General features: G+C 70.6%; 25 protein-coding genes. 5 read left to right on the forward strand and 20 right to left on the reverse strand.

The window, feature by feature from the left end; all coding sequences use genetic code 11:
- Positions 1-16: 16 nt before the first annotated feature.
- From tatC to dop, 10 genes are all read right to left on the reverse strand, one after another.
- Positions 17-853, reverse strand: coding sequence for a twin-arginine translocase subunit TatC (gene tatC / locus BM127_RS20545; RefSeq protein WP_231263464.1), 837 nt, complete (start codon positions 851-853; stop codon positions 17-19).
- 5 nt (positions 854-858) lie between these two features.
- Positions 859-1143 carry a twin-arginine translocase TatA/TatE family subunit gene (gene tatA / locus BM127_RS20550; RefSeq protein ID WP_091201775.1) on the reverse strand — a complete coding sequence of 95 codons (285 nt, stop codon included), beginning with the start codon at positions 1141-1143 and terminating at the stop codon, positions 859-861.
- A gap of 49 nt (positions 1144-1192) precedes the next feature.
- Positions 1193-2188: a helix-turn-helix transcriptional regulator gene (locus BM127_RS20555; protein WP_091201776.1), complete on the reverse strand. Its 996-nt coding sequence runs from the start codon at positions 2186-2188 to the stop codon at positions 1193-1195.
- Complete coding sequence (locus tag BM127_RS20560; protein WP_231263465.1) at positions 2185-3132, reverse strand: helix-turn-helix transcriptional regulator; 948 nt, start codon at positions 3130-3132, stop codon at positions 2185-2187. Before BM127_RS20560 ends, BM127_RS20555 begins: the two co-directional genes overlap by 4 nt.
- Positions 3133-3196: 64 nt before the next feature.
- Positions 3197-4156, reverse strand: coding sequence for an FKBP-type peptidyl-prolyl cis-trans isomerase (locus BM127_RS20565; protein WP_091201780.1), 960 nt, complete (start codon positions 4154-4156; stop codon positions 3197-3199).
- A 99-nt stretch (positions 4157-4255) separates the two neighbouring features.
- Positions 4256-5617 (reverse strand): Pup--protein ligase, encoded by a 1362-nt coding sequence (gene pafA / locus BM127_RS20570; RefSeq protein WP_091201782.1) that lies wholly within the window; start codon positions 5615-5617, stop codon positions 4256-4258.
- 52 nt (positions 5618-5669) lie between these two features.
- Positions 5670-6644 carry a proteasome subunit alpha gene (gene prcA / locus BM127_RS20575; protein WP_091201784.1) on the reverse strand — a complete coding sequence of 325 codons (975 nt, stop codon included), beginning with the start codon at positions 6642-6644 and terminating at the stop codon, positions 5670-5672.
- Between the two features lie 12 nt (positions 6645-6656).
- A complete protein-coding gene (gene prcB, locus BM127_RS20580; RefSeq protein WP_231263466.1) occupies positions 6657-7487 on the reverse strand; it encodes a proteasome subunit beta in 831 nt (276 codons plus the stop codon).
- Entirely contained in the window at positions 7484-7681 is a 198-nt protein-coding gene (locus BM127_RS20585; RefSeq protein ID WP_091201786.1) for a ubiquitin-like protein Pup, read from the reverse strand. Before BM127_RS20585 ends, prcB begins: the two co-directional genes overlap by 4 nt.
- A 390-nt stretch (positions 7682-8071) precedes the next feature.
- Positions 8072-9580 (reverse strand): depupylase/deamidase Dop, encoded by a 1509-nt coding sequence (gene dop / locus BM127_RS20590; RefSeq protein WP_091201788.1) that lies wholly within the window; start codon positions 9578-9580, stop codon positions 8072-8074.
- Between the two features lie 3 nt (positions 9581-9583).
- Here dop and BM127_RS20595 point away from each other — a divergent pair, with 3 nt between their 5' ends.
- A complete protein-coding gene (locus BM127_RS20595; RefSeq protein ID WP_175507467.1) occupies positions 9584-10207 on the forward strand; it encodes a class I SAM-dependent methyltransferase in 624 nt (207 codons plus the stop codon).
- A 163-nt stretch (positions 10208-10370) separates the two neighbouring features.
- Here the strand turns inward: BM127_RS20595 and BM127_RS20600 are convergent, their stop codons facing one another.
- From BM127_RS20600 to BM127_RS20620, 5 genes are all read right to left on the reverse strand, one after another.
- Positions 10371-10739 (reverse strand): hypothetical protein, encoded by a 369-nt coding sequence (locus tag BM127_RS20600; protein ID WP_091201789.1) that lies wholly within the window; start codon positions 10737-10739, stop codon positions 10371-10373.
- Between the two features lie 7 nt (positions 10740-10746).
- The gene (arc, locus tag BM127_RS20605; protein ID WP_091201791.1) at positions 10747-12492 is read right to left on the reverse strand and encodes a proteasome ATPase; all 1746 of its coding nucleotides are present in this window, start codon (positions 12490-12492) and stop codon (positions 10747-10749) included.
- Positions 12493-12603: 111 nt separating this feature from the next.
- On the reverse strand, positions 12604-13155 hold the full coding sequence (locus tag BM127_RS20610; protein ID WP_091201793.1) for a GrpB family protein: 552 nt from the start codon (positions 13153-13155) through the stop codon (positions 12604-12606).
- Positions 13152-14141: a tRNA (adenine-N1)-methyltransferase gene (locus tag BM127_RS20615; RefSeq protein WP_091201795.1), complete on the reverse strand. Its 990-nt coding sequence runs from the start codon at positions 14139-14141 to the stop codon at positions 13152-13154. Before BM127_RS20615 ends, BM127_RS20610 begins: the two co-directional genes overlap by 4 nt.
- Positions 14142-14175: 34 nt before the next feature.
- A complete protein-coding gene (locus BM127_RS20620) occupies positions 14176-15345 on the reverse strand; it encodes a site-2 protease family protein (protein ID WP_091201797.1) in 1170 nt (389 codons plus the stop codon).
- A 91-nt stretch (positions 15346-15436) separates the two neighbouring features.
- Between BM127_RS20620 and BM127_RS20625 the strand changes: the two genes are divergently transcribed.
- Positions 15437-16363, forward strand: coding sequence for a RecB family exonuclease (locus BM127_RS20625; protein ID WP_091201799.1), 927 nt, complete (start codon positions 15437-15439; stop codon positions 16361-16363).
- Between the two features lie 9 nt (positions 16364-16372).
- Here BM127_RS20625 and BM127_RS20630 read toward each other — a convergent pair whose 3' ends face one another.
- Positions 16373-17089, reverse strand: a complete 717-nt coding sequence (locus tag BM127_RS20630; RefSeq protein ID WP_231263467.1) for an HAD family hydrolase — start codon at positions 17087-17089, stop codon at positions 16373-16375.
- A gap of 108 nt (positions 17090-17197) precedes the next feature.
- Between BM127_RS20630 and glsA the strand changes: the two genes are divergently transcribed.
- The 3 genes from glsA (at position 17198) to BM127_RS20645 (ending at position 21622) form a co-directional block, all read left to right on the forward strand.
- Positions 17198-18190, forward strand: a complete 993-nt coding sequence (gene glsA, locus BM127_RS20635; RefSeq protein ID WP_091201840.1) for a glutaminase A — start codon at positions 17198-17200, stop codon at positions 18188-18190.
- 90 nt (positions 18191-18280) lie between these two features.
- Entirely contained in the window at positions 18281-19795 is a 1515-nt protein-coding gene (locus BM127_RS20640) for a leucyl aminopeptidase family protein (RefSeq protein WP_091201802.1), read from the forward strand.
- A 33-nt stretch (positions 19796-19828) separates the two neighbouring features.
- Entirely contained in the window at positions 19829-21622 is a 1794-nt protein-coding gene (locus tag BM127_RS20645; protein ID WP_091201804.1) for an SLC13 family permease, read from the forward strand.
- A 132-nt stretch (positions 21623-21754) separates the two neighbouring features.
- Here the strand turns inward: BM127_RS20645 and BM127_RS20650 are convergent, their stop codons facing one another.
- The 4 genes from BM127_RS20650 to BM127_RS20665 all read right to left on the reverse strand — a co-directional run.
- On the reverse strand, positions 21755-22948 hold the full coding sequence (locus tag BM127_RS20650; RefSeq protein ID WP_198554387.1) for a hypothetical protein: 1194 nt from the start codon (positions 22946-22948) through the stop codon (positions 21755-21757).
- A gap of 142 nt (positions 22949-23090) precedes the next feature.
- Positions 23091-23606: a hypothetical protein gene (locus BM127_RS20655; protein WP_091201805.1), complete on the reverse strand. Its 516-nt coding sequence runs from the start codon at positions 23604-23606 to the stop codon at positions 23091-23093.
- Between the two features lie 37 nt (positions 23607-23643).
- Positions 23644-23943, reverse strand: coding sequence for an SHOCT domain-containing protein (locus tag BM127_RS20660; protein WP_091201807.1), 300 nt, complete (start codon positions 23941-23943; stop codon positions 23644-23646).
- Positions 23944-23953: 10 nt separating this feature from the next.
- On the reverse strand, positions 23954-24306 hold a 353-nt coding region (locus tag BM127_RS20665), incomplete at its 5' end, for an integrase core domain-containing protein (protein WP_139227823.1).

Below are 24306 nucleotides of genomic sequence, written 5' to 3' on the forward strand. Positions count from 1 at the left end.
GCCCGTGGGCCGCCCCTCAGATGGAGGAGAGCTCGTCGGGAGACAGCCCGGCGTTGGGGGCGTTGCGAGCGCGACGCCGGTCGTTGATCCGGGCGATGGCCTCGGAGACGAAGAACAGCAGGACCATCGGGACGGCCATCAGGGTCATCGAGAACGGGTCGGCCGACGGCGTGGCCACCGCGGCGAAGACGAACGTGCCGATGACGATCCACGGACGGTAGGCGGTGAGCGTCGAGCCCTTGACCACACCGGCGAAGTTGAGCAGCACGACGAACACCGGGATGTTGAACGAGAGCCCGAAGACGAACAGCGTCCGGGTGAAGAACTGGAGATAGCCGTTGAAGTCGGTGAGGTTGGTGACGCCGTCGGGGTTGAACCCGATCAGCACCTCCAACGCCTTGGGCAGGGTGAGGTAGCCCAGAGCCACGCCGGCGAGGAACAGCGGGCCTGCGACCCCGACGAAGATCCGGCTCATCTTGCGCTCCTGCGCGTAGAGACCGGGCAGCACGAACGCCCACACCTGGTAGAGCCAGTAGGGCGCGGTGAACACGACGGCGGCGAAGCCGCACAGCGTCAGCCACAGCAGGAGACCGGCGGCCGGACCGCTGGTGGTGGCCACCGTGGCGCCGTCGGGAAGCCTCTCCTGCGCGTCGGTGAACGGTCCGTAGACCGCATCGAGCAACGTGTAGCGGAAGATGATGGCGACGGTGAACGCCAGGACGAGGACCAGCAGGGAGCGCAGCAGACGGGCGCGGAACTCACGGAAGTGGTCGCCGAGCGCCATCCGCCCGTCCGGGCCCACAGCATCGGGCGCCGGACCCTTGAAGAGTCCGACGAGACCGGTGATCCTCACCCGGGTCAGGCGGTGGTGTCGTCGCGCCGCTCGCGCACCACGTCACCCGTGGTCTCATGGCTGGCGGCCTCGTTGCGGGCCTCGATCTCGCGCTGCTCGGGCGTGACGGTCGCGTCCGTCGAGGACGTGTCGTCGCGCAGGTCCTTGGTCTCCGTCTTGAAGATCCTCAGCGCCTGGCCCGAGCTGCGGGCGAGGTCGGGCAGCTTCGCCGCACCGAACACCAGCACGACGATCGCCAGGATCACCAGCCACTCGAGACCCTGCGGCATACCGACCAGTGGGTTGATCATGTGCTCACTCCGATAAGTGTGGGGGTGCGTGTCGTGGACCGTGCAGCGTTCACGGAGAGTCTACGCCGTCAGCCCCATAGAGACTGAGGGTTGCCCGTGCCGCGGATGTGAACGTGTCGGCGTAGTCGCTGGGCGCGAGCAGCTCGGCGTGCGGCGCGAGGCGAAAGAGAAGCGACTGCGCCCACTGCTCACTCGCGACCTCCAGGTCCACCTCGACCGTCCCGTCCGGACCGGGCCGCTGCGCCGTGACCTGGTAGTACTCGATCACCCATCGCGCGGGCGGACCGAGACGGAGCGTGACCGTGGTGGTCTCGGCGTCGGTGAACCAGCCGCCGGTCAGGTCCCTGGCACGTGCTCCCGGGTCGGCGACGGCCGTGTCCAGCTCGCGGGCCGCCAGGATCCGGTCGACCCGGAAGGCGCGGTCGCCCGCCGCGGTGTGGCACCACGCGTCGAGGTAGAGCAGGTCCTCGACGCGGGCCAGTCCTCGTGGATCGACGATGCGACGCGACTCCTGGTCGCGCGACGGCACGTGATAGCTGATCTCGACCTGGTGCCCGTGCGCGAGGGCCGACTCGAGCACCGGCACGACGGCGCTGCTCTCGAGCGGTGTGGGGCTCACGTGCAGCCGGAGCAGCCCCTGCCCGTCCTGGCCGGCGGCGTCCTCGAGCTTGGCCAGCGTGCGTTGGATGACGTCACGGGCCTCCTCGGGTGCGCTCTCCACCATGGTGCGCAGCGCCACGACGAGCGAGGTGGCCTCGGCCGGCGAGAACCGCACCGGTCGCGCCAGGTAGTCGGCGTTGTCGACCCGGATGATGCGATCGCCCTCGAGGGCCTCCAGGTCCACCTCGATGAGGTCGCCCGGCAGGCCCGGCGAGACACCGGTCATGAAGAGCAACCGGAGGTCGCGCTCGATCTGCTCGGCGTCGGTGCCGAAGTGGGCGGCCGCGTCGTCGAGACGTACTTCTCCACGTGCGAGGAGATAGGGCACCAGGGCGAGGAGTCGGGCCACCTGGTCGGGTGCGGTGTCACCGGGCTGGGTCGTCATCGACGGCCTCCGGCAACGGCGCGCAGGCGGGTGACCACGTCGGCGCGCAGCGCAGGCGGGGACTCGACGACGACGTCGGCGCCGTAGGTCAGCACCTCGTCGGAGAGCTCGTTCACCGGTCCCTCGACCACGAGCCTGTCCCAGCCGGCGTGGTCGTCCAAGGGCGTGACCGACTCGGCACGGCGGCGCAACCCGATGCCCGTCCCCTGCCGCACCCGGATCTCGGCACGGACCGAGGGGAACGACGGCGACAGCCGGCGGGCGAGCTCGCGGACGTCGGTGCCGGCGGGGACGTCGTACGCCCCGGACTTGCCGACGCCGCGGACCGGTCCCACGATGCGCGACAGGCGGAAGACGCGCTCGGCGCCGCGGTCGACGTCGAAGCCGACGACGTACCAGCGGCCCGAGGACCGGGCCAGGCCCCACGGCTGCACGCGACGGATGGTCGGACCGCTCTCGCTCGCGCGCTGGTAGGGGAAGGTGACCTGGCGGCGCTTGCCGACGGCGTCCCAGAGCGGCTCGAAGGCAGGCTCGTCGGCGGTGATCGCCGGAGCGACGACCTCGAGGCGGGACGGGTCGATCTCGACGCCCTGGCCCTTGAGCTTGGCGAGGGCCCGCGTGGTCGCCTTGGCGAGGGTCGCCTGCTGCCACACCTGGGCGGCCAGCCCGAGGACGGCTGCCTCGTCGGACTCGAAACGGATCTCGGGGAGCGAGGTCTGCTCGGACGGGATGCGGTAGCCGATCTCGTCGTCGAAGAAGACATCGGCGCTGCCGACCTCGATCACTGCGCCGATCTGGCGCAGGGCGTCCTTGTCGCGCTCGAAGGCGCGCTCGAAGGCCTCGTCCCCGGCGGGGCCGCGGGGGTGGTCGGCGTAGCAGGCCTCACGGATGGCGTCCTTGCCGATGAAGCGCTTGGCGCCGAGCAGGAGGATGTGTAGGTTCATCAGACGCTCTGCCCGAGGCTGTGCCATCGCCGGTCCCCTGCCCGCTCGTCGTCGTCCTGCTGGGTCAGGAAGCGCCGAGGATGTCGACGACGAAGAACAGCGTGTCGGTGCCCTTGATGCCGGCCTGCTCGTTGCCCTCGGCGCCGTAGCCCTGGGCCGGCGGGATCTCGAGGATCACGCGCGAGCCGACAGTGCGGCCGACGAGGCGCTGGTCCCAACCGTCGATGACCTGCCCGACGCCGATCGGGAACTCGGCCGGTTCCTTGCTGTAGGACTCGTCGAACGGCTTGTCGGCGTTGTAGACCTGGCCGAGGTAGTCGACGGTGAGGGTCTGGCCCTCCTTGACGACCGGGCCGTCGCCCTTGATCAGGGTGGTGGCGATGAGCTTGCCGGTGGGCGTGTGGGCGTCGGTGAAGTCGAGGCCGGTGATGACGTCGCCCTCCTCGATGAGGGTCGGCGCCCATCCGGCGGGCGTCTTCTCCTCGCCCTGGGGGCCGTCGAGCGGCGGGACGGTCTCCTTGGTGCCGAGGATGTCGACGATCACGAGGACGGCGTCCTTGTTGCCGATGCCGATGCTCGGGTTGCCGGCCTCGCCGTAGGCCTCCTCGGCCGACGTGAGCAGCACGACCCGGTCGCCGACCTGGTTGCCGATCATCGCCTCGCGCAGGAACGGGAGGATGTCGTCGGACAGCTCGACCGACTGCGGGGCGCCGTCCTTGGTGTAGGTGCTCTGCGCCTCCTTCTCGGTGAAGCCGTTGCCGATCCACCAGTTGGCCGAGACGGTGTCACCGTCGGCGACCTCGTCGCCGTCGCCCTCGACGAGGACCTCGGTCTCGGCCTGGGAGCCGTCGAGCTGGCCGTCGAAGGTGACCTTGGGCTCGACGCCCTGCTCGCCCTCGATCGTGACCGAGCTCAGGGGCGCGCCGCCCGACCCGGCGTCGCTGGAGTCCGAGCCGCACGCGGCGAGGCCGAGCAGGCTGAGGGCAAGGACACCGCTGAGGGCAGCGGAACGAGCACGAGACACGGATTCACCTAAACAGTTCGACGGCGTTGCCGGGTCACCCTATCCAGCGCCTCCCACTCGCGGTGCCGCGACACCTCGGCTGTGGAGATCGCGGGTGGGTCACATCCCGTCGATCAGCCTCTGCACGCGCTCGTCGTACGCCTTGAACGGGTCCTTGCACAGCACCGTGCGCTGGGCCTGGTCGTTGAGCTTGAGGTGCACCCAGTCGACGGTGAAGTCGCGCCGGCGCTCCTGGGCCTTGCGGATGAACTCGCCGCGCAGCCGCGCGCGAGTGTTCTGCGGCGGGACACTCTTGGCCTCGAAGATCTTCAGGTCGGTGCTGACCCGGGCGACCGCGCCGCGCTTCTCGAGGAGGTAGTAGAGGCCGCGCCCGCGGTGGATGTCGTGGTAGGCGAGGTCGAGCTGGGCGATGCGGGCGTCACCGAGCGACAGCCCGTGCTTGGCGCGGTAGCGCTCGATGAGCTTCCACTTGATGACCCAGTCGATCTCGCGGTCGACGAGGCCGAGGTCGTCGGACTCGATCGCCTTGAGCCCGCGCTCCCAGAGGTCGAGGGCTCGCTCGATGGTCGGGGTCGAGATCTGGCGCCGGTCGACGAAGTCGCGGGCCTTGCCGAGGTACTCGGCCTGGATCTCCAGCGCGCTCGCCTCCCGGCCGTTGGCGAGGCGCACCTTGCGCTGGCCGGTCGGGTCGTGGCTGATCTCGCGGATCGCGCGGATCGGGTTCTCCATGGTGAGGTCGCGCATCACGACCCCCTCCTCGATCATCCGCAGCACGAGGTCGCAGGACGCCACCTTGAGCATCGTGGTCGTCTCGCTCATGTTGGAGTCGCCGACGATGACGTGGAGTCGGCGGAAGCGCTCGGCGTCCGCGTGCGGCTCGTCGCGGGTGTTGATGATCGGGCGGCTCCGGGTGGTGGCGCTGCTGACGCCCTCCCAGATGTGCTCGGCGCGCTGGCTCACGCTGTACGACGCCCCGCGCGGGGTCATCACCACCTTGCCCGCGCCGACCACGATCTGGCGGGTCACGAGGAACGGGATCAGGATGTCGGCGAGCTTGCTGAACTCGCCCGCCCGACCGACGAGGTAGTTCTCGTGGCAGCCGTAGGAGTTGCCGGCGGAGTCGGTGTTGTTCTTGAAGAGGTAGATGTCGCCGGCGATGCCCTCCTCGTGGAGACGCTGCTCGGCGTCGAGGAGCAGCCCCTCGAGGATCCGCTCCCCCGCCTTGTCGTGCGTGACGAGCTCGACGATGTCGTCGCACTCGGGGGTGGCGTACTCCGGGTGGCTGCCCACGTCGAGGTAGAGGCGGGCGCCGTTGCGGAGGAAGACGTTGGACGAGCGGCCCCAGCTGACGACCTTGCGGAAGAGGTAGCGGGCGACTTCGTCGGGGCTCAGGCGGCGCTGCCCCTTGAACGTGCACGTGACGCCGTACTCGTTCTCGATACCGAAGATCCGCCGGTCCATGTCGTCACCCTACGGCGGTGGCGGGCACGTGGCCGGGACATTCCGTGGCTCGTCAGGGTCGGGCGGGTCCGGAGTCCGCCGGTGGCGTGGCAGGGGGTGTGGTCGGTGGGACATCCGGATCGGCGGGGGGCTGGGCCTGCTCGGTGGGAGGATCTGCCGGCGGGGCCACCGGCGCCTGGGCCGTCGGCTCTCCGGTCACCGGGTCCTCGAGGGGCGCGACCGCACCGGAGACCTGGTCGGTCGGGTCGGCCGGGTCGTCCTCCCCGCTGTGGTGCGGGCCGCTCCCGGCGATCGCGTCCTCGGGGGCGGGGTCCCCCGCCTCCTCCGCGCCCCGGGTGCCGAGGATCTCCGCCAGACGCGTCTCGCGCAGCCGCAGGAACTTGCGTGGCTGGGTCCGGGTGCGGTCGAGCGCGGCGACCTCGAGGTCACCCACCGGGATCACCCGGTCGTCGGTCTCGCTGTGACCCAGCGCAGAGACAGCGACGCGGAGGACGTCCTCGAGCGAGGAGCCGGCCACGTAGTGCTCACGCAGGTGGCCGGCGACCACGTCGGCCGCTCCTCCCATCACCGCGAAGCCGTGCTCGTCGGCGACCTGACCGTCGTAGGTGAGGCGGTAGAGCTGGTCGTCGTCGGCGACGTCACCGATCTCGGCGACGAAGATCTCGACCTCGTAGGGCTTCTCGCCGCCGGAGGAGAAGATCGTGCCGAGCGTCTGCGCGTAGGCGTTGGCCAGCCCCCGACCGGTGACGTCGCGCCGGTCGTAGGCGTAGCCGCGCATGTCGGCCAGGCGTACGCCGGCGATGCGGAGGTTCTCGAACTCGTTGTAGCGCCCGACCGCCGCGAAGGCGATGCGGTCGTAGATCTCGCTCACCTTGTGCAGCGCCTTGGACGGGTTCTCCGAGACGAACAGGATCCCGTCGGCGTACTGGAGCGCGACGACGGAACGACCGCGGGCGATGCCCTTGCGGGCGAAGTCGGCCCGGTCCTTCATCATCTGCTCGGGCGAGACGTAGAACGGCATGGACATGTGGAGGGGCTCCTACGTCAGGGGGGCGGCCGGGCCGTCGGGACGCTGCATCCGCGACGCGATCATCCGGTCGGCGATGGCGGACACCTCGTCGTCCGGCATCCGATGACCGCCGTCGGGCGTGATCAGGTGCACGACAGGGAAGATCCGCCGGGTCAGGTCGGGGCCGCCGGTGGCGGAGTCGTCGTCGGCGGCGTCGTAGAGCGCCTGGACGACGGCCATCACGGCCTCGTCGGCGCTGAAGTCGTCGCGGTAGAGCTTCTTGAGCGACCCGCGGGCGAACAGGGAGCCGGAGCCCACCGAGTGGAACGCGGTCTCCTCGTAGCGGCCACCGGTGACGTCGTAGCTGAAGATGCGGCCCTGGCCGGCGGCGTTGTCGTACCCGGCGAAGAGGGGGACGACGGCCAGGCCCTGCATGGCGAGGCCGAGGTTGGCGCGGATGAGCGCCGCGAGGCGGTTGGCCTTGCCGTCCATGGAGAGCGTCGTGCCCTCGATCTTCTCGTAGTGCTCGAGCTCGGTCTGGAACAGGCGGACCATCTCGACCGCGAGGCCGGCGGTGCCGGCGATCCCGACGACGGAGAACTCGTCGGCCGGGAAGACCTTCTGGATGTCGCGCTGGGCGATGATGTTGCCCATCGTCGCGCGGCGATCTCCTGCCATGACGACGCCGCCGTCGAACGTGGCGGCCACGATCGTGGTGCCGTGCGGAGCGAGGTCGCCGGCGTTGCCCGTCGGGACGGCGCGGCGCGACGGCAGCAGGTCGGGGGCCTCGATGCCGAGGAAGTCGGCGAAGCTCGACGTGCCCGGCGCCATGAAGGAGGAGGGCAGGCGGGAGTCGCTCACTGGCCGCCCTTCTGGATGAACGACTTCACGAAGTCCTCGGCGTTGGACTCGAGCACCTCGTCGATCTCGTCGAGGATCGCGTCGACGTCCTCGTCGATCATCTCCTTGCGTTCGGCCACGTCCGTCTCGACGACCTCCTCGGTCGCCGTCTCCTCCTGGGAGGACCTGCGCGGTTGCTTCTGCTCCTGGGCCATGGCTCGACCCTATCCACTCGCACCGACGCCACAAGGACGTTCGCCGTGGGCGGACCCCGCGAGTCGCCGGCGCTGGCGCGACGGCGTACGCGGTGCGGCGCGAGCGGGGGCGGTGGTCCAGCCACGGTCCCGGCCGCTCGACGGTGGCTGCAGCACCGCTCGCCGGCGCGGCGACGTACGACCCGCGGGGTGCGGTGGTCCAGCCACGGTCCCGGCCGCTCGACGGTGGCTCCACCACCGCTCGCCGACCTGGGCTCGCGCTGCGAGCTGTGTCCCAGCAATCCCTCTGGCACCGCGGGTGGGGGAAGTCTGGCGCGGTTCGGCTGTTGCAACGGCCCATCCGCGCGGGAGTCACCGCGTAAGCGGTGACTCCTGCAAGAGGGGGCCGCCTCAGCGGGTGATCGCAGCCACCAGCGCCTGGGCGGTGTCGCACCGGTCGATCAGGTCGCCGACGTGGGCGCGGGTGCCGCGGAGGGGGTCGATGGTCGGGACGCGCTGGAGCGACTCGCGGCCGGGGAGGTCGAAGATCACCGAGTCCCAGGACGCGGCGGCCACGGAGTCGGCGTACTTGTCGAGGCAGCGGCCGCGGAAGTAGGCGCGGGTGTCGACCGGCGGGTCGTGCATGGCCGCCTCGATGGTCGCGTCGTCGAGCAGCCGCTGGATCCGGCCCGAGGCCGCGAGGCGGTGGTAGAGCCCCTTGTCGGGACGGACGTCGGCGTACTGCAGGTCGATGAGGTGCAGCTTGGCGTCGTCCCAGTCGAGGTCGTCGCGGTCGCGGTACTGGTTGAGCAGCTTGAGCTTGGCGACCCAGTCGAGCTCGGTGGCGCACTCCATCGGGTCCCGCTCGAGGCGGGTCAGCACGGACTCCCAGCGGGTCAGCACGTCGACGGTCTGCGCGTCGGCGTCGGAGCCGTAGCGGTCCTCGACGAACTTGCGCGCCAGGTCGAGGTACTCCAGCTGGAGCTGTACGGCGGTGAGCCGGCGCCCGTCGCGCAGGGTGACCAGGTGGCGCAGGGTGGGGTCGTGCGAGACCTCGCGCAGCGACTTCACGGCACCCTCGACGGCCAGGTCGCGGTCGATGAAGCCGTCCTCGATCATCGCCAGCACGAGCGAGGTGGTGCCGACCTTGAGGTAGATCGAGATCTCGGCGAGGTTGGCGTCGCCCAGGATCACGTGGAGGCGGCGGTAGACGGCCGGGTCGGCGTGGGGCTCGTCGCGGGTGTTGATGATCGGCCGCTTCAGGGTGGTCTCGAGACCGACCTCGACCTCGAAGTAGTCGGCACGCTGACTGATCTGGAACCCGTGGTCGCGACCGTCCTGACCGATGCCGACCCGGCCGGCGCCGGTGACGACCTGGCGGGAGACGAAGAACGGTGTCAGGTGCCGCACGATCTCCGCGAAGGGCGTCGAGCGGCGCATCAGGTAGTTCTCGTGGGCGCCGTAGGACGCGCCCTTGTTGTCGGTGTTGTTCTTGTAGAGCACGATCGGGGCGGCGCCCGGCACCTGTGCGGCCATCCTCGAGGCGTCGAGCATGACCTGCTCCCCCGCCTTCTCCCACCGCACCACGTCCAGCGGCGTGGTGACCTCGGGCGAGGAGTACTCCGGGTGCGCGTGGTCGACGTAGAGCCGGGCCCCGTTGGTCAGGATCACGTTGGCCAGGCCCAGGTCCTCGTCGGTCAGCTGGGTCGGGTCGGCGATCTGGCGGGCCATGTCGAAACCCCGGGCGTCACGCAGCGGCGACTCCTCCTCGAAGTCCCACCGCGCCCGACGGGCCTTGGCGGTCGAGGAGGCGTAGGCGTTGACGATCTGCGAGGACGCGACCATCGGGTTGGCCGAGGGCTGCCCCTGGACCGAGATGCCGTACTCGACCTCCGTGCCCATCACGCGTCGTACGCTCATGCCATGAGCCTACGGGTGTGGGACGAGCGTGTGGTGCCGCGGCTGACGGACCTGAGCCTGCGCGGGCACGAGGTCGGCGAGATGCGCGAGGTCGCCTGCGCGGGGCTGACCGGGCGGGTGCTCGAGATCGGCTTCGGGAGCGGCCTCAACGTGCGTTGGTACCCGCCGGAGGTCAGCTCGGTGACCGCGATCGAGCCCTCGGACCTCGGCTGGCAGCTGTCCGAGCGGCGTCGGGCGCGCACTGCCACCACGATCGAGCGGGCGGGCCTCGACGGGCAGCGCCTCGACCTGGCCGACGACTCGCACGACTCCGCGCTCGTCACGTTCAGCCTGTGCACCATCCCCGACCCGCTGCTCGCGCTGCGCGAGGCGCGGCGCGTGGTGCGCGAGGGCGGTCGGCTGCACGCGCTCGAGCACGGGCTGGCGCCCGACGAGTCCGTAAGCCGGTGGCAGCGCCGGTGGGAGCCGGTGCAGCGCGCCGTCGCCGGGGGCTGTCACCTCACACGGGACATCCCCGGGCTCGTGGAGGCCGCTGGATGGCGGATCCAGGACTCCGAGCAGTCCTACCTCCCCGGCCCGGGCATGGCCCGGCCGTGGACCTACGGATATCGGTTGGTGGCGGTCTGAGACCGCCTCCGGATCAGCGTCCGCGGCGGAGGAACCCGGCGAGGAACAGCACGATGACGACGATGACGACGATGATCAGAATGGTTCGCATCTGCACAACCTAGTCCTGCGCGGGGCCGGACAACCCCTCCCGAGGGGTGTCCGCACCGGGCGTGTCGTCCCGCTAGTGGTCGCGGCGCCGGGTGCCGTTCACCGCGGCAGCGTGCGCCGCGTTGACGCCGACGATGCCGAGCCAGGCCACCATGACCGCGGGCAGTCCGTTGTCCGTCGCCACCATCGGCACGATCGTCACGGGCACGCCGACCCCGAGGGAGATGACCCCGAGGGCGAACTGGCGGACACGGCCACCGGAGTCGTCGGACGTACGCCGCTGCTGCAGGGCGACCTGCTCCGAGACCCGTCGCTCGACGGTGCGCTCGATGCGCTCGGCGAAGCCGTCCACGAGCTCGGCGTCGTAGCGGGCTCCCAGCTCGCGGCGGGTGGCCAGGGCGGCCTCGATGTCGCCGTGGCCGAGGTCCTGCTCGTGGGTCACCGCGACCTCACAGGTACTGGCCGGTGTTGGCGACCGTGTCGATCGACCGTCCCGGCTCGGTGCCCTGCTTGCCCGTGATGAGCGTACGGATGAAGACGATGCGCTCGCCCTTCTTGCCCGAGATCCGCGCCCAGTCGTCGGGGTTGGTGGTGTTGGGCAGGTCCTCGTTCTCCTTGAACTCGTCCACGCACGCCTGCAGCATGTGCTGGACCCTCAGGCCCCGCTGCGCGGGGTTGAGCTCGCTGTCGAGGAAGTCCTTGATCGCCATCTTCTTGGCGCGGTCGACGATGTTCTGGATCATCGCGCCCGAGTTGAAGTCCTTGAAGTAGAGGACTTCCTTGTCGCCGTTGGCGTAGGTGACCTCGAGGAAGCGGTTCTCCTCGGACTCGGTGTACATCCGCTCCACCGTCGCCCGGATCATCGCCGCGACGGTGGCCTCGCGGTCGTCGTTGAACTCGGCGAGGTCGACGCTGTGCAGCGGCAGGGTGGAGGTGAGGTACTTGGAGAAGATGTCGCGCGCGGACTCGGCGTCCGGGCGCTCGATCTTGATCTTCACGTCCAGGCGGCCGGGGCGCAGGATCGCGGGGTCGATCATGTCCTCGCGGTTGGAGGCGCCGATGACGAGCACGTTCTCCAGGGCCTCGACGCCGTCGATCTCGCTGAGGAGCTGCGGGACGATCGTGTTCTCCACGTCGGAGGAGACGCCCGAGCCGCGGGTGCGGAACAGCGAGTCCATCTCGTCGAAGAACACGATGACCGGCGTGCCCATCGACGCCTTCTCCCGCGCCCGCTGGAAGACCAGCCGGATGTGGCGCTCGGTCTCCCCGACGTACTTGTTGAGCAGCTCGGGGCCCTTGATGTTGAGGAAGTAGGACTTGCCCGAGGAACCCGTGCGCTCGGAGACCTTCTTGGCCAGCGAGTTGGCCACGGCCTTGGCGATCAGCGTCTTGCCGCAGCCGGGTGGGCCGTAGAGCAGGACGCCCTTCGGCGGCTTGAGCTGGTGCTCCTTGAAGAGCTCGGGGTGGAGGTAGGGCAGCTCGACCGCGTCGCGGATGGCGTCGATCTGGGCGACCAGACCGCCGATCTGCGAGTAGTCGATGTCCGGGACCTCCTCGAGCACCAGCTCCTCGACCTCGGACTTGGGCACGACCTCGTAGACGTAGCCGGCGCGGGTGTCGAGCAGCAGCGAGTCACCGGCGCGGATCGTGACGTCCTCGGCGCGCAACGGCTCGGCCAGGCGTACGACGCGCTCCTCGTCGGCGTTGGCGATCACCAGGGCGCGCTCGCCGTCGGCGAGGATCTCCTTGAGCATCACGACCTCGCCGATCTGCTCGAAGTCGAGCGCGGCGACGACGTTGAGCGCCTCGTTGAGCATGACCTCCTGGCCGCGCACGAGACCGTCGAGGTCGACGGCCGGGCTCACGCTGACGCGGAGCTTCCGCCCGCCGGTGAACACGTCGACGGAGTCGTCGTCGTTGCGCGACAGGAAGGTGCCGAAGCCGGCAGGCGGCTGGGCCAGCCGGTCGACCTCCTCCTTGAGCGTGGTGATCTGGTCGCGGGCGTCGCGCAGCGTCTGCGCGAGGCGTTCGTTCTGGCCCGAGACGGCCGCCAGGGACCGCTGGGCGTCGGCCAGGCGACTCTCGAGGCCGCGGGCCTGACCGGGTACGTCGTCGAGTCGGCGGCGCAGGTCGGTGACCTCGGCCTCCAGGTAGCGCACCTGAGTGGCAAGCTGCTCGCGTGTCGGTTCGGACATGGGCACCTCCTCCTCCGCTTGCGACACTACCCACTCGCTCGTGGGACGGAAGTGAATACACGCCTGAGTTGATCACCGTTTCGCAACGGCGCGCACAGGTGGTGCGATGCGTCAGGCGTTCGCGTCGTTCAGCCGCCGGATGGCGCGCAGCTCGTCGTCGCTGAACTCCCCCGACACCTCGAGCACCTGCTGGACGACCTCGGACTTGCCCGCCAGGTAGGTGTCGATGTCCATCTGAGGATCGGCGGCCAGGGCGAGCTTCACCTGCGAGTAGGCATCGCGCAGGTCGTCGCGGGTGCGCAGGACCTCCCGGACGGCGAGGTGGTTGCGGACGTGGGTGGTGCCAGCCGTGCAGACGTAGACGTGGCGTCGCGGTCCGTCGTCGGGAGCGTGGAACGCCTCGCGACCGGCCACTCCGAGGTCACCCCGGTGGACGTAGCCCACGCCCTCCAGCGCGGCCACCGCGTCCGGCACGTCTGCGTGGTCGACGATCACGTCGATGTCGAGGATCGGCTTGGCGGCCAGCCCCGGCACCGACGTGGAGCCCACGTGCTCGACGGTCGCGGAGCGTACGTCGGCCAGGGCGCGGCGAAGGACGTCCGCGACCTCCTCGAACTGCTCGGCCCATCGAGGTGACCAGTCCACCACCTCGATGGGACTCACGCTTCGTGGGCCTCGGCGGCGCCGGCGTCGGTCTCGACGGGCGGGATGTCGGCCGGGCGAGGGCCGGTGTAGTCGACGCCGTAGGCGCCGGGCGCGGGACGTCGGGTCTTGCGAGGTGCCTTCTCCCCCGGGGCCATCCGGCGCGCGGTGACCAGGAACGCGGTGTGACCGATCATCTTGTGCCCCGGTCGTACGGCGAGTCCTTCCACGTGCCAGTCACGCACCAGCGACTCCCACGGCTGCGGCTCGGTGAAGCCGCCGTGGACGCGCAGGGTCTCGACGACGCGCGAGAGCTGGGTCGTGGTGGCGACGTAGGCGCACACGATCCCGCCGGGGACGAGGGCATCGGCGACGACGTCGACGCAGTTCCACGGGTCGAGCATGTCGAGGATGATGCGGTCGACCTGGTGTCCGAGCTCGGGGAGGCCGAGCTTGAGGTCGCCGAGCCGGAGGTCCCATGCCGGGTGCGTCTGGCCCTCGGGGGCGGAGAAGAACTGGTGGACGTTGCGGCGCGCGACGTCGGCGAACTCCTCGCGCAGCTCGTACGACGTCACCTTGCCCCACGGTCCGACGGCCCGCAGGAGCGAGCAGGTGAGGGCGCCGCTGCCGGCACCGGCCTCGACGACGCGCGCCCCCGGGTAGATGTCGGCCAGCGCGACGATCTGCGCCGCGTCCTTGGGGTACACCACGGCTGCGCCCCGGGGCATCGACACCACGAACTCGTTGAGCAGCGGCCGGAAGATGAGGTACTGGCCGGCCGCGGACGAGGTCAGCGTGAAGCCCTCCTCGCGACCGATCATGTCGTCGTGGTCGAGGTGGCCCTTGTTGGAGAAGAAGCGCTTCCCGGCGACCAGCTCGAAGTTGTGCTTGCGACCCTTCTGGTCGACGAGCCGCACCCACTCCCCTTCGCGCAGGGGGCCGCGGTGGACGCCGGACCAGGCCTCGGCGGGGACGTCGACTCGGTCATCGGTGCGGGGCTCGGACATGCGCCAGACCCTAGTGGGGAAGCAGCCGATCCACTCAGCCGGCGGCGTTCGCCCGGAACGCCCGGTCGACGTCTGCGGTGGACAGCACGCCGTAGATCTGGCCGTCCGGCTCGACGAGGAGGTACTCCTCGGCCGGTCGGCGGCTGATCGCGAGGATCAGCTCCTCGCCGGCCACGTCCGCGGGCAGGCTCAGGCCGGCTTCCATGGCCCGGGTCACCGCGGACACCGGCACCCAGGGGCGGCGGTCCTCGGGCATGGCCGTGACCGCGGCCTCGCTGACGATGCCGCGCGGGCTGCCGTCGGGCGCGATCGTGACGATGCTCCCGGCCTGCGCCTCCTGGGCGCGCCGTACGGCCTCGCCGAGGGGCAGGTCCTCCGGCACGGTGAGCGTGCGTCGCGCCAAGGGACGCGCGACGAGGGCGGGCAGGCGCTCCCGGATCCTGGCGTGCGCCATCGCTGCGGTCGCCCCCGTCCAGAGGAACAGGCCGAGGATGAAGACCAGCACGATGTCCATCAGGGTGGGCTCGACCCCGATCAGCGGCTCCTGGACCAACGGCCACACCAGCAGCGCGAGTGCGGCGAGGCGTCCGCCCCAGCCGGCCACGAGGGTGGCGCGGTGCTGGTTGCCCGAGGCGCCCCACACGAGCGCCTTGAGGACCCGGCCGCCGTCGAGCGGCAGCCCCGGCACCAGGTTGAGGACCCCGATCACGAGGTTGGCGGCCGCCAGTGCCTCGATCGCGACCTGGACGAGGCCGTCGGGGATGAGGAACGACGCTCCGAGGGCGACGGCGCCGACGGCGATGGAGGTGAGCGGTCCCACGACCGCGATCCAGAACTCGTGGCGGGGCCTGCGTGACGCCCCGTCGATCTCGGTCATGCCGCCGAGGAAGTGGAGCGTGATGGAGGTGACGCCGTAGCCCAGGCGCTGGGCGACGATCGCGTGCGAGGCCTCGTGCAGCAGCACCGAGAGGTAGAGGACGACGGCGAAGACGAAGCCGGCGACGTACTTCCAGACGCCGAGGCCCGGTTGCTCGATCTCGATACGCGGCGCGAAGCCCACGGAGATCAGGGCCGCCACGATGATCCATGAGCTGGTGATGAGCACGTCGATGCCCGCGATGGAGCCGATCCGGAGCGTTCCCGGAGGGCGCGGCCCACGCGGAGCTGGCGGCTCGGCGGCGGCTGGATCGGTGGGGTCGGGCACAGCACGAGCCTACTCAACGCCTGCGACACCGACGGGGGACGCCGGCGCCGCACGGACGCTGTCGTACCCCTCGCCTAGGGTCTGCGATGCCATGACGATCCCTGCTGCCCCCCTCTCCCCCGCCCCAGGACCCTCACCTGCGGACCGGGTCTCGACGCCGGTCGACGGCATCGACGTGCTGGGGGCCATCTCGCCGAGCCGGGCCGGTGACTTCATGACCTGCCCCCTGCTCTACCGCTTCCGCACCATCGACCGGCTCCCCGAGCAGCCCTCGCCCGACGCGGTGCGTGGGACCGTCGTGCACCAGGTGCTCGAGGACCTCTTCGACCTGCCGGCGCCCGACCGCACCCCCGACCGTGCGGCCGAGATGCTGGTCCCCGCGTGGCACACGCTGCTCGAGGCCGAGCCGGGGCTCGCTGACATGTTCGGCGCCGAGGGTGCCGACCTCACGACCTGGCTGACGTCGTGCCGCACCGCGCTGGCGCGCTACTTCGACCTCGAGGACCCGACGCGGCTGGAGCCGGCCGACCGCGAGCTCTACGTGGAGGCCCTCCTCGACTCCAGGCTGCTGCTGCGCGGCTTCGTCGACCGTATCGACGTGGCACCCGACGGGCGCATCCGGATCACCGACTACAAGACCGGAAGGTCTGCCGGCGTCGGCTACGAGGCCAAGGCGTTCTTCCAGATGAGGTTCTACGCCCTCGTCATCTGGAAGCTGCGGGGCGTGGTCCCGGCGATGCTCCAGTTGATCTACCTCGGCAACGGCGAGATCCTGCGCTACGAGCCCGACGAGGACGACCTCCGCGCGACCGAGCGCAAGGTCGAGGCCGTGTGGGCCGCGATCCGGCTCGCGCAGGAGACCGGGGACTGGCAGCCGAGCCCGTCACGGCTGTGCGACTGGTGCTCCTACCACGAGTTCTGCCCGACCAAGGGCGGCGTGACCCCTCCGCTGCCGGAGCAGGTCGCCGTGACCCCGGACGCCTCGACCGACGAGTCCACCGACGAGTCCACCGACTGAGGGGTCTCGTCAGGGAGCGGTGATCTCTGCCAGCGTGGCCGTGTCCATGCCGTCCAGGGTCTCGGCGAACACCCGACCCTCGCCCTCGAGGATCGGCACGTGGTGCGGGACGCACAGGACGGTGCACCCGGCGGCGGCCGCGGACTTGGCGCCGGTGTTGGAGTCCTCGATCGCGACGCAGTCCTCCGGCGCCAGGCCGAGCTCGGCGGCGGCGGTCAGGTAGGGCTCCGGATGCGGCTTGCCGAACTCGACCCGGTCGCCGGTCACCACGGTCGCAAAGGTGCCGGGCGGCAGCTGGGCGAGGATCGGGTCGACGAAGCGCTGCCACGACATCGTCACCAGCGCACACGGCACGCCGTGCTCGTGGAGGTCGGTCAGCAGCTCGCGAGCGCCGGGACGCCACGGCACGTCGTCCTCGACCCGGGCCACGACGCCGTCGAGCAGCTCGTCGACGATCTGCTGCGGCGTCCGGTCGATGCCCATGTGCACGCGGATGTAGTCACCCGAGTCGAGCAGCGCGCTGCCGACGAGGTTCAGCGCGTGCTCCTGCGACCAGGTGCCGCCGTACTTCTCGGCCAGTGCGTACTCGGTGGCGATCCAGTAGGGCTCGGTGTCGACGAGGGTGCCGTCCATGTCCCACAGGACGGCGGCGAGCGTGGGCGCGACGCGGGGATCGGTGGTGCTCAGGGTGCCCTCCGGGTGGTGTGGTGCGGAGCCGTACGTCACCCCAACCCTAGGACGCGCGAGCGGGACCCGGTCCGCTCCCCCGCGCCGGTGGGCACTCACCCGCTTCAGGGGTGGTGCGCGCACCCGCTCACGGGCACCGTCGGCGACGTGACCACGGACGCCCGACGCCACGTCTCGCCAGGCCGGCTCCCGGCGACGCCCACGACGCAGGATCGCGTCACCGAGGCCCACGAGCTGTTCCGCTCCGAGTCGAGCGGCGCCCTGTCCGGCACGTACCCGGCCCTGGCGACGGTCGATCCCGGGCTCTTCGGCCTCAGTGTGGTCACGACGACCGGGGACGTCATCTCCGCGGGCGACGCGCAGACGCCCTTCACGATCATGAGCGTGGCCAAGCCGTTCGTCTTCGCGCTGGCGTGCGAGCTGCGCGGTATCGAGTCCGTACGACGCTTCGTCGGCGTCAACGCCACCGGGATGGCCTTCGACTCCACGGTCCCCGTCGAGCGTGACCAGCGCGGCCGCACCAACCCGATGGTCAACGCCGGCGCCATCGCCACCGCGAGCCTCGTTCCGGGCGACGGCGTCGAGGCGCGCTGGGAGGTCGTCCACGACGCCCTGTCCAGGTTCGCCGGCCGACGCCTCGAGCTGGACCACGACACCCTGGCGTCGGCCAGGGCGACCAACCACCGCAACCGCGGCCTGGCCAACATGCTGGCCGCGGTGGGAGCGCTGGAGGGCGAGGCGGCCGACGCCGTCGAGGTCTACACCCGCCAGAGCTGCCTGTCGGTGACCGCCACCGACCTGGCGGTGATGGGTGCGGCCCTCGCCGACGGCGGGACCAACCCGGTGACCGGTCAGCGGGTCGTGGACCCAGAGACCGCCCACGCCACGTTGGCGGTGATGGCCATCGCCGGGATGTACGAGACCTCCGGCGACTGGCTCTTCGACATCGGGATGCCCGGCAAGAGCGGGATCGGGGGCGGGATCGTCACGGTCTCCCCCGGCAAGGGCGCGCTCGGGACGTTCTCGCCGTTGCTCGACGGTGCCGGCAACAGCGTCCGCGGCCAGCTCGCCGCCCGTCACCTCGCACGGCGCCTCGGGCTCGACATCCTCGCCTCCGAGGAGTCGCCGCCCGTCCGCTGAGCGCCGTGGGGTTCGCCCGAATCGGGGGAGCATCCCGGGGGGCCGGGGCAGCCATCCTCGAGGTCTGCCACCCCACCCTGGAGGTCCCTGGTGAACAGTCCTGCGCTCCACGTCATCGACCCCGTGTCCTCGCTGCGGAACCCGGCGGTGGTCACCGTCGTGGACTCGCTACCGACCGTGGCGGACGCGGCCGCGCTCGCCGTGCCGGTGACAGCGGGGGCCGAACCTCCGCCGGACCTGCGTACGAGCTCCGCGCAGCTCGCGGTGCTCGGCTTCACCGCGAAGGCCCATCAGGTCGTCGTGCTGCCGGGTCCCGACGGCCGGGCCCTGGTGGCGCTCGGCGTGGGCGACGCGGCGACGGTCGACCTCCAGCTGGTGCGCGACCTCGCCGCGACGTTCGCGCGAGCCGTACCGGGCCAGAAGACCCTCGCTGTCGAGCTCCCGGACGCCGACCTGGGGATCTCGCCCGACGACTTCGCCCAGGCGGTCGTCGAAGGAGTGCTCCTGGCCCGCTGGCGGTTCTTCGTCGGCGCCGGCGGCGACGAGCCCACCCTCACCACCCTGACGCTCGTCGTGCCCACCGACCTGGTCGAGCAGGCCAGCACCGGCGCCGCCCGCGGCCAGGTCGTGGCCCGCGCCGCGATGCTCAGCCGCGACCTCTCCAACTGTCCGGCCACCACCCTCTCTGCCGAACGGATGGGTCAGGTCGCCCTCGACGTGGCCGGACTCGGCGACCTGGAGGTCGAGCTCTTCGACCGCCAGCAGCTCGCGGAGATGGGCTGCGGCGGCATCCTCGGCGTCAACATGGGCAGCATCGAGGAGCCCCGCCTGATCAAGGTGTCCTACCGTCCCGACTCCCCCACCGGGCATCTCGGGCTGGTCGGCAAGGGGATCATGTACGACTCCGGCGGCATCAGCCTGAAGCCCAGCGACGAGTCGCACGCTCAGATGAAGAACGACATGACCGGGGCGGCCGCGATCCTGGGAGCGATGACGGCACTGCGCGACCTGGGCTGCACCAGCGCCGTGACGGCCTACCTGTGCTGCACCGACAACATGCCGTCCGGATCCGCGATGAAGCTCGGCGACGTGCTCAGCATGCGCAACGGCACGACCGTCGAGGTGCTCAACACCGACGCCGAGGGTCGCCTGGTCATGGCTGACGGACTCTGCCTCGCCGTCGAGGACGGGGTCGACGCCGTGGTCGACGTGGCCACGCTGACCGGGGCCTGCCTGCGCACCTTCGGCGTCGACATCGCCGGAGTCATGGGCAACGACTCCGGGCTCATCGACCAGCTCCGGCACGCGGGCGACGTGGCCGACGAGCCCGTCTGGGAGCTGCCCCTGCACCGCGGCTACCGCTCGCAGCTCGACTCCACGATCGCCGACATGACCAACATGGGCGGCGCCAACGCCGGCTCCATCACGGCAGCGCTGTTCCTCGAGGAGTTCGTCGACGGCACCCCCTGGGCCCACGTCGACATCGCGAGCACCGCCCAGCAGCCCCAGGAGCGCACGTGGCGGAACAAGGGTGCCAGCGGGTTCGGCGCGAAGCTCCTCATCGAGCTCGCCACCCGCTTCGCCCCGCCGAGCACGCCACGGTGAAGGTCACGCCACTGCTCGCGATGAGGCGCTCGGATGGATGACGCAACGACGGCCCTGGTCGTCCTCGCCGTCGTTGTCGCGCTCTTCATCTGGAACAAGCTGCCGGTCGGCACCGTCGCCCTCCTGGCGGCGCTGGGCCTGTGGGCCACCGGTCTGGTCACGACCGAGGAGGCCGTGGGCGGGTTCGGCGAACCTGTCGTCGTCTTCATCGCCACCCTGTTCGTGGTGAGCGAGGCCATCGACTCGACGGGTGTGACGACGTGGGCCGGCCAGAAGCTGCTGGAGCGGGCCGGGACGGGCGCCACGCAGGTGCTGGTGGCGGTCTGCCTCCTGTCGGCGGTGCTGACGTCGCTCATCACGCTGAACGGCGCGGTCGCCGCGCTGCTGCCCCTGGTGGTGCTCATCAGCTACCGGGTCGGGCTGTCTCCCTCCCAGCTCCTCATGCCCGTCGCCTTCGCCGGCAGCGCCGGCGGGATGCTGATGCTGATGAGCAGCCCGGTCAACGTGATCATCTCGGAGGCCGCGAAGGGCGCGGGCGAGGGTCCGTTCCCCTTCTTCTCGTTCGCCCTCGTGGGGATCCCCCTGCTGGTGGGCACGGTGGGACTCTGCGTGGTCCTCGGCCCTCGCCTGCTCCCCCGGCGTACGCCCGCGCACGCCGCGCCCGACCTGGGTGCCCTGGCGGAGACGCTCGAGGGCCAGTACCTCATCACCGACGGGTTCTACCGCCTGCGGGTCCGCTCGCGCTCGGACCTCATCGGACAGGGACCGGCCCACACCCTCGGCAAGGACTCCGGGGTCAGGGTGGTGGCGGCGGAGAGCCGTGACGGTCGCTCGGTCGTCGGGGCCGTCAGTGACGACGACACGCTCGTCGTGACCGGGCCGCACCAGGACATCACGCAGTTCGCCCTCGACCACGGCCTGGCCGTGAGCATGGTCGGAAGCCGCGACGGCCAGGACCTGATGAATCGCGAGGCGGGCGTGGCCGAGGTTGTCGTACCTCCCCGCTCGCGGCTGGTCGGTGAGACCGTGCACCGAGGGATGAAGCGGGAGAACGCGCTCATCATCCTCGCGGTGCAGCGGCTCGGCACCGACCGCGGCGACGGGCCCATCGAGCTGGCCGAGGGCGACGCGATCCTCCTCCACGGACGGTGGTCGGCGCTCGACCAGCTCAACCGCGACCGCGACGTGCTGCTCGTGGACTCGCCGGACCTCGTGCGCCGCCAGACCGTCCCGTGGGGTGCGAAGGCCACCCGCGCCGTCGTCGTCCTCGCCGCGCTCGTCGCGATGCTGGGGTCGGGCCAGGTGCCGCCTGCCATCGCCGGCATGGCGGCCGCCGTCAGCCTCGTGCTGTTCCGGGTGGTCTCGGTGGCCCAGGCCTACCGCTCGGTGTCGTGGCAGACCGTGGTGCTCGTCGGCGCCCTCATCCCGCTGTCGACCGCGATCCAGACCAGCGGTGCAGCCGACCGGGTGGCCTCGCTGCTCATCGACGCGGTCGGGTCCGGTCGTCCGATCCTGCTGCTCGCCGCCCTGTTCGTCCTGACCGCCGTCCTCGGACAGGTCGTCAGCAACACCGCGACGGTCCTTGTCGTCGTACCGATAGCGATGGCCGCGGCGGACGCCACGGGTACGTCGGCCAAACCGCTGCTGATGGCCGTGGCGATCGCCGGCTGCGCGGCGCTGCTGACGCCGATCTCGACCCCCGGCAACATGATGATCATGAGCCCGGGCGGCTACCGCTTCGACGACTACTGGAAGCTCGGCCTGCCCGTGATGATCTGGTGGTTCCTCGTCGCGCTGGTCGTCGTGCCGCTCGTCTGGCCGCTCTGACGACTGCGCCGCCCGCCGCCGGTCCGAAGAACTGCGGCCGTACGACCTCCCGGAAGGCGCCGAGGGCGTCGTACGGCCGCAGTTCTTCCGCACGCCCGGCGAGGTCCGTGGCACGGAGGCAGCTCGGACGGCTCAGCCGGTGCCGATCCGGCCGGCGATGATGCTCGTCACGATCACCGAGGTGATGGTCACCGTCGAGAAGCCCGCGACGATCATCTTCGGCAGGATCTGGCCCTCGATCGCGGCCACCTCCTCGGGGGTCTCGCCGGCTCCCTTGGCCGCCTCCTGAGACAGGATCATCGTGCCCGGGAAGCCGTAGAGGGACGTCAGGCCGATGGCCACGGACATCGGCACGCTGTAGCCGAGGAGCTTGCCGACGAGGGCGGAGAAGCCGGCGATGCCTGCCACGCCGAACACGAAGGCGAGCAGCAACGGGAACGCGAGGGCCTTGACGTCCGACGGCTCGACCGTGGCGAGGGGACCGAACACCAGGATCATGATCGCGATCATCATGAGGCCGAACGCGTCGATGCCGCCCAGCACGGAGGGCTTGAAGATCCCCAAGGACCGCAGCGTGATGCCGAAGACGAGGGCGACGACGAAGGTGTTGAGGACGCCGTTGGTGAGGTTGTTGATGCCGAGGCTGGCCAGCACCACGAGCCCGACGACGAACAGCGTGCCGGCGGTGGTGGTCAGCGCGTCCGGCAGGCGGGTGCCGGCGGAGTCCTTCTCCTCGACGACGACGGCCTCGATGTTGCCGGCGCGGTACTCGTCGCGCAGGCGCGCCGCCTCCTTGCGCAGGATGATCGACGTGAGTGGGAACCCGATGAGCCCCTGCAGGGCGGCGATCGGCACCGGGAACACGGCGATGTTGGTCAGCCCGACCCCGAGCGCCGCGTCCTGCACGATGAGGACCGAGATCGTGCCACCGCTCAGCGCGCCGGTGCCCGCGACGACGAAGTCGATCGCCTGGGCGTAGCCGTCGGCCGTGCTCCCGCTGATGCGCGGCCCGAAGACCCACCCGGCGACGAGCAGCGCGACGCCGATGCCGAGGACCGTGGCGATCCCGACCAGGAGTGTCTTCCACTGCTTCTTGAAGTCGTCGAGGCTGATCATGGTGCCGAGGTGCACGATGATGAAGCCCACCACGACCCCCGCGAGCGCGAGCAGCGACGAGCTCGACAGCAGGTCCTCCGGGAAGATCCCGGAGAGGAAGCCGATCAGGAAGATGATCGAGGCGACGAAGAGGGACGAGAGCAACGACTGGGTCTTCTTGGCGACGAAGTCACTGACCGTCCAGACCAGCATGACGACTACGAATGCCACCACAGGATTCATCGGAGCCTCCAGCTCGGTGATCGACCACGGCACCGGCACCGTGCTCCATTGGCCAGTCAGCAATGTAGGAGGACGCACGCGCGCCGACCTCACCCGGAGCGGGTGAGGGGACCACTGAGCCGGACGATCGTCAGTAGGACACGAACCACTTGATGGTCGCGATCAGCGCGGCGACCGCGAGCGCACCGACCCCGTACGCCGCGGCGCGCCCGGTGCTCGACCCACCGGCTCGGCTCTCCACGACGACCAGCACACCGAGGAAGGCCGCGGCGGTGAGACGCGCCCCGAGCCGCTCGACGTCCACGGGCAGCAACGCCACGACGAGAGTGGCCGCAACCGTCACCAGGCCCACGACGACCACCTGCGAGGCGAACAGCTCCGCTGCCGTGTGGTGCGGGTCGGGGTCGTGCACCAGCCGGGCCGACAGGGTGACCGCGAACCAGTGCGCGAGCGCCAGGCCGAGGGTGGTGCCCCAGACGACCTTGAGCACCCCGAACTGGCTGTCGCCCGCGTGGTCGTTGCCGGCGATCAGGGCGGCGAGCAGCGCGATGGAGACGTAGACGCCCATCATGTCCGACTCGCGCCGCAGCGCCGGATCGGACCGCGTGCGCTGAACGACCCTCAGCAGGGCAGACCCCGGGGCCATCAGGAGACGTGTGGGTCTTCGGCGCCACCGTCCGCACTCACTGGCGCTGTGCGTTCTTCAGGATGTGCGCCTTCTGCGTCTCGAACTCGTCGTCGGTCAGCACACCGCTGTCGCGCAGCGCCCCGAGCTGGGCCAGGAGAGCCAGCATGTCGGCGATCGACGTGTCAGCCGGGGGTGGTGGTGCGCTCGACGCCACGGGCGGCGTCGCCGGTGGCGGTGGCGCCGCAGCCGCTGCCGCCAGGTCCTGCTGGGCCCACCGCCGCTGCTGGCGGCGCTGCACGTTGCCGTGCACCCTGGTGGCCACGGCCACCTTTCCCGCAGTCTTCAACAGTCCCATGGCGTCTCTCCTAGTTGTGATGCCCAGCCAGGTTGTCCAACCTGGTGATGGGTGAGCGCCCAGCGATTGCTGAGTGGGGCCGGTGGTGGTTGTACTCGTGGATCCATGCTGGCAGAGCGGCGAGTCTTGCGGATTCGGAGTTGTAGAACTTCTTGAACGCCCAGCCCTCGACGAGGGTTCGATGGAAGCGCTCGATCTTGCCGTTCGTCTGTGGCCGATAGGCCCGGGTCTTCTTCGGCGTGATGCCCAGGTCGTGGCAGGTGTCGCGCCACAGGTTCGACTTGTAGCAGCTGCCGTTGTCGCTCAACACCCGCTGGACGGTGACTCCACGCTCGGCGAACCAGGCCACTGCGTTGCGCAGCA

The organism is Nocardioides alpinus (genome assembly GCF_900112035.1).
Lineage (GTDB): Bacteria > Actinomycetota > Actinomycetes > Propionibacteriales > Nocardioidaceae > Nocardioides > Nocardioides alpinus.

Bases quoted from the DNA above. Each gene is read 5' to 3' on its own strand.
- tatA (WP_091201775.1), bottom strand. From the start codon at position 1,143: ATGATCAACCCACTGGTCGGTATGCCGCAGGGTCTCGAGTGGCTGGTG.
- BM127_RS20625 (WP_091201799.1), top strand. From the start codon at position 15,437: ATGACGATCCCTGCTGCCCCCCTCTCCCCCGCCCCAGGACCCTCACCT.
- BM127_RS20555 (WP_091201776.1), bottom strand. From the start codon at position 2,188: ATGACGACCCAGCCCGGTGACACCGCACCCGACCAGGTGGCCCGACTC.
- BM127_RS20660 (WP_091201807.1), bottom strand. From the start codon at position 23,943: ATGGGACTGTTGAAGACTGCGGGAAAGGTGGCCGTGGCCACCAGGGTG.
- dop (WP_091201788.1), bottom strand. From the start codon at position 9,580: ATGAGCGTACGACGCGTGATGGGCACGGAGGTCGAGTACGGCATCTCG.
- prcA (WP_091201784.1), bottom strand. From the start codon at position 6,644: ATGTCCATGCCGTTCTACGTCTCGCCCGAGCAGATGATGAAGGACCGG.
- BM127_RS20655 (WP_091201805.1), bottom strand. From the start codon at position 23,606: ATGGCCCCGGGGTCTGCCCTGCTGAGGGTCGTTCAGCGCACGCGGTCC.
- BM127_RS20560 (WP_231263465.1), bottom strand. From the start codon at position 3,132: ATGAACCTACACATCCTCCTGCTCGGCGCCAAGCGCTTCATCGGCAAG.
- arc (WP_091201791.1), bottom strand. From the start codon at position 12,492: ATGTCCGAACCGACACGCGAGCAGCTTGCCACTCAGGTGCGCTACCTG.
- pafA (WP_091201782.1), bottom strand. From the start codon at position 5,617: ATGGACCGGCGGATCTTCGGTATCGAGAACGAGTACGGCGTCACGTGC.
- BM127_RS20595 (WP_175507467.1), top strand. From the start codon at position 9,584: ATGAGCCTACGGGTGTGGGACGAGCGTGTGGTGCCGCGGCTGACGGAC.
- BM127_RS20615 (WP_091201795.1), bottom strand. From the start codon at position 14,141: ATGTCCGAGCCCCGCACCGATGACCGAGTCGACGTCCCCGCCGAGGCC.
- BM127_RS20585 (WP_091201786.1), bottom strand. From the start codon at position 7,681: ATGGCCCAGGAGCAGAAGCAACCGCGCAGGTCCTCCCAGGAGGAGACG.
- BM127_RS20645 (WP_091201804.1), top strand. From the start codon at position 19,829: ATGGATGACGCAACGACGGCCCTGGTCGTCCTCGCCGTCGTTGTCGCG.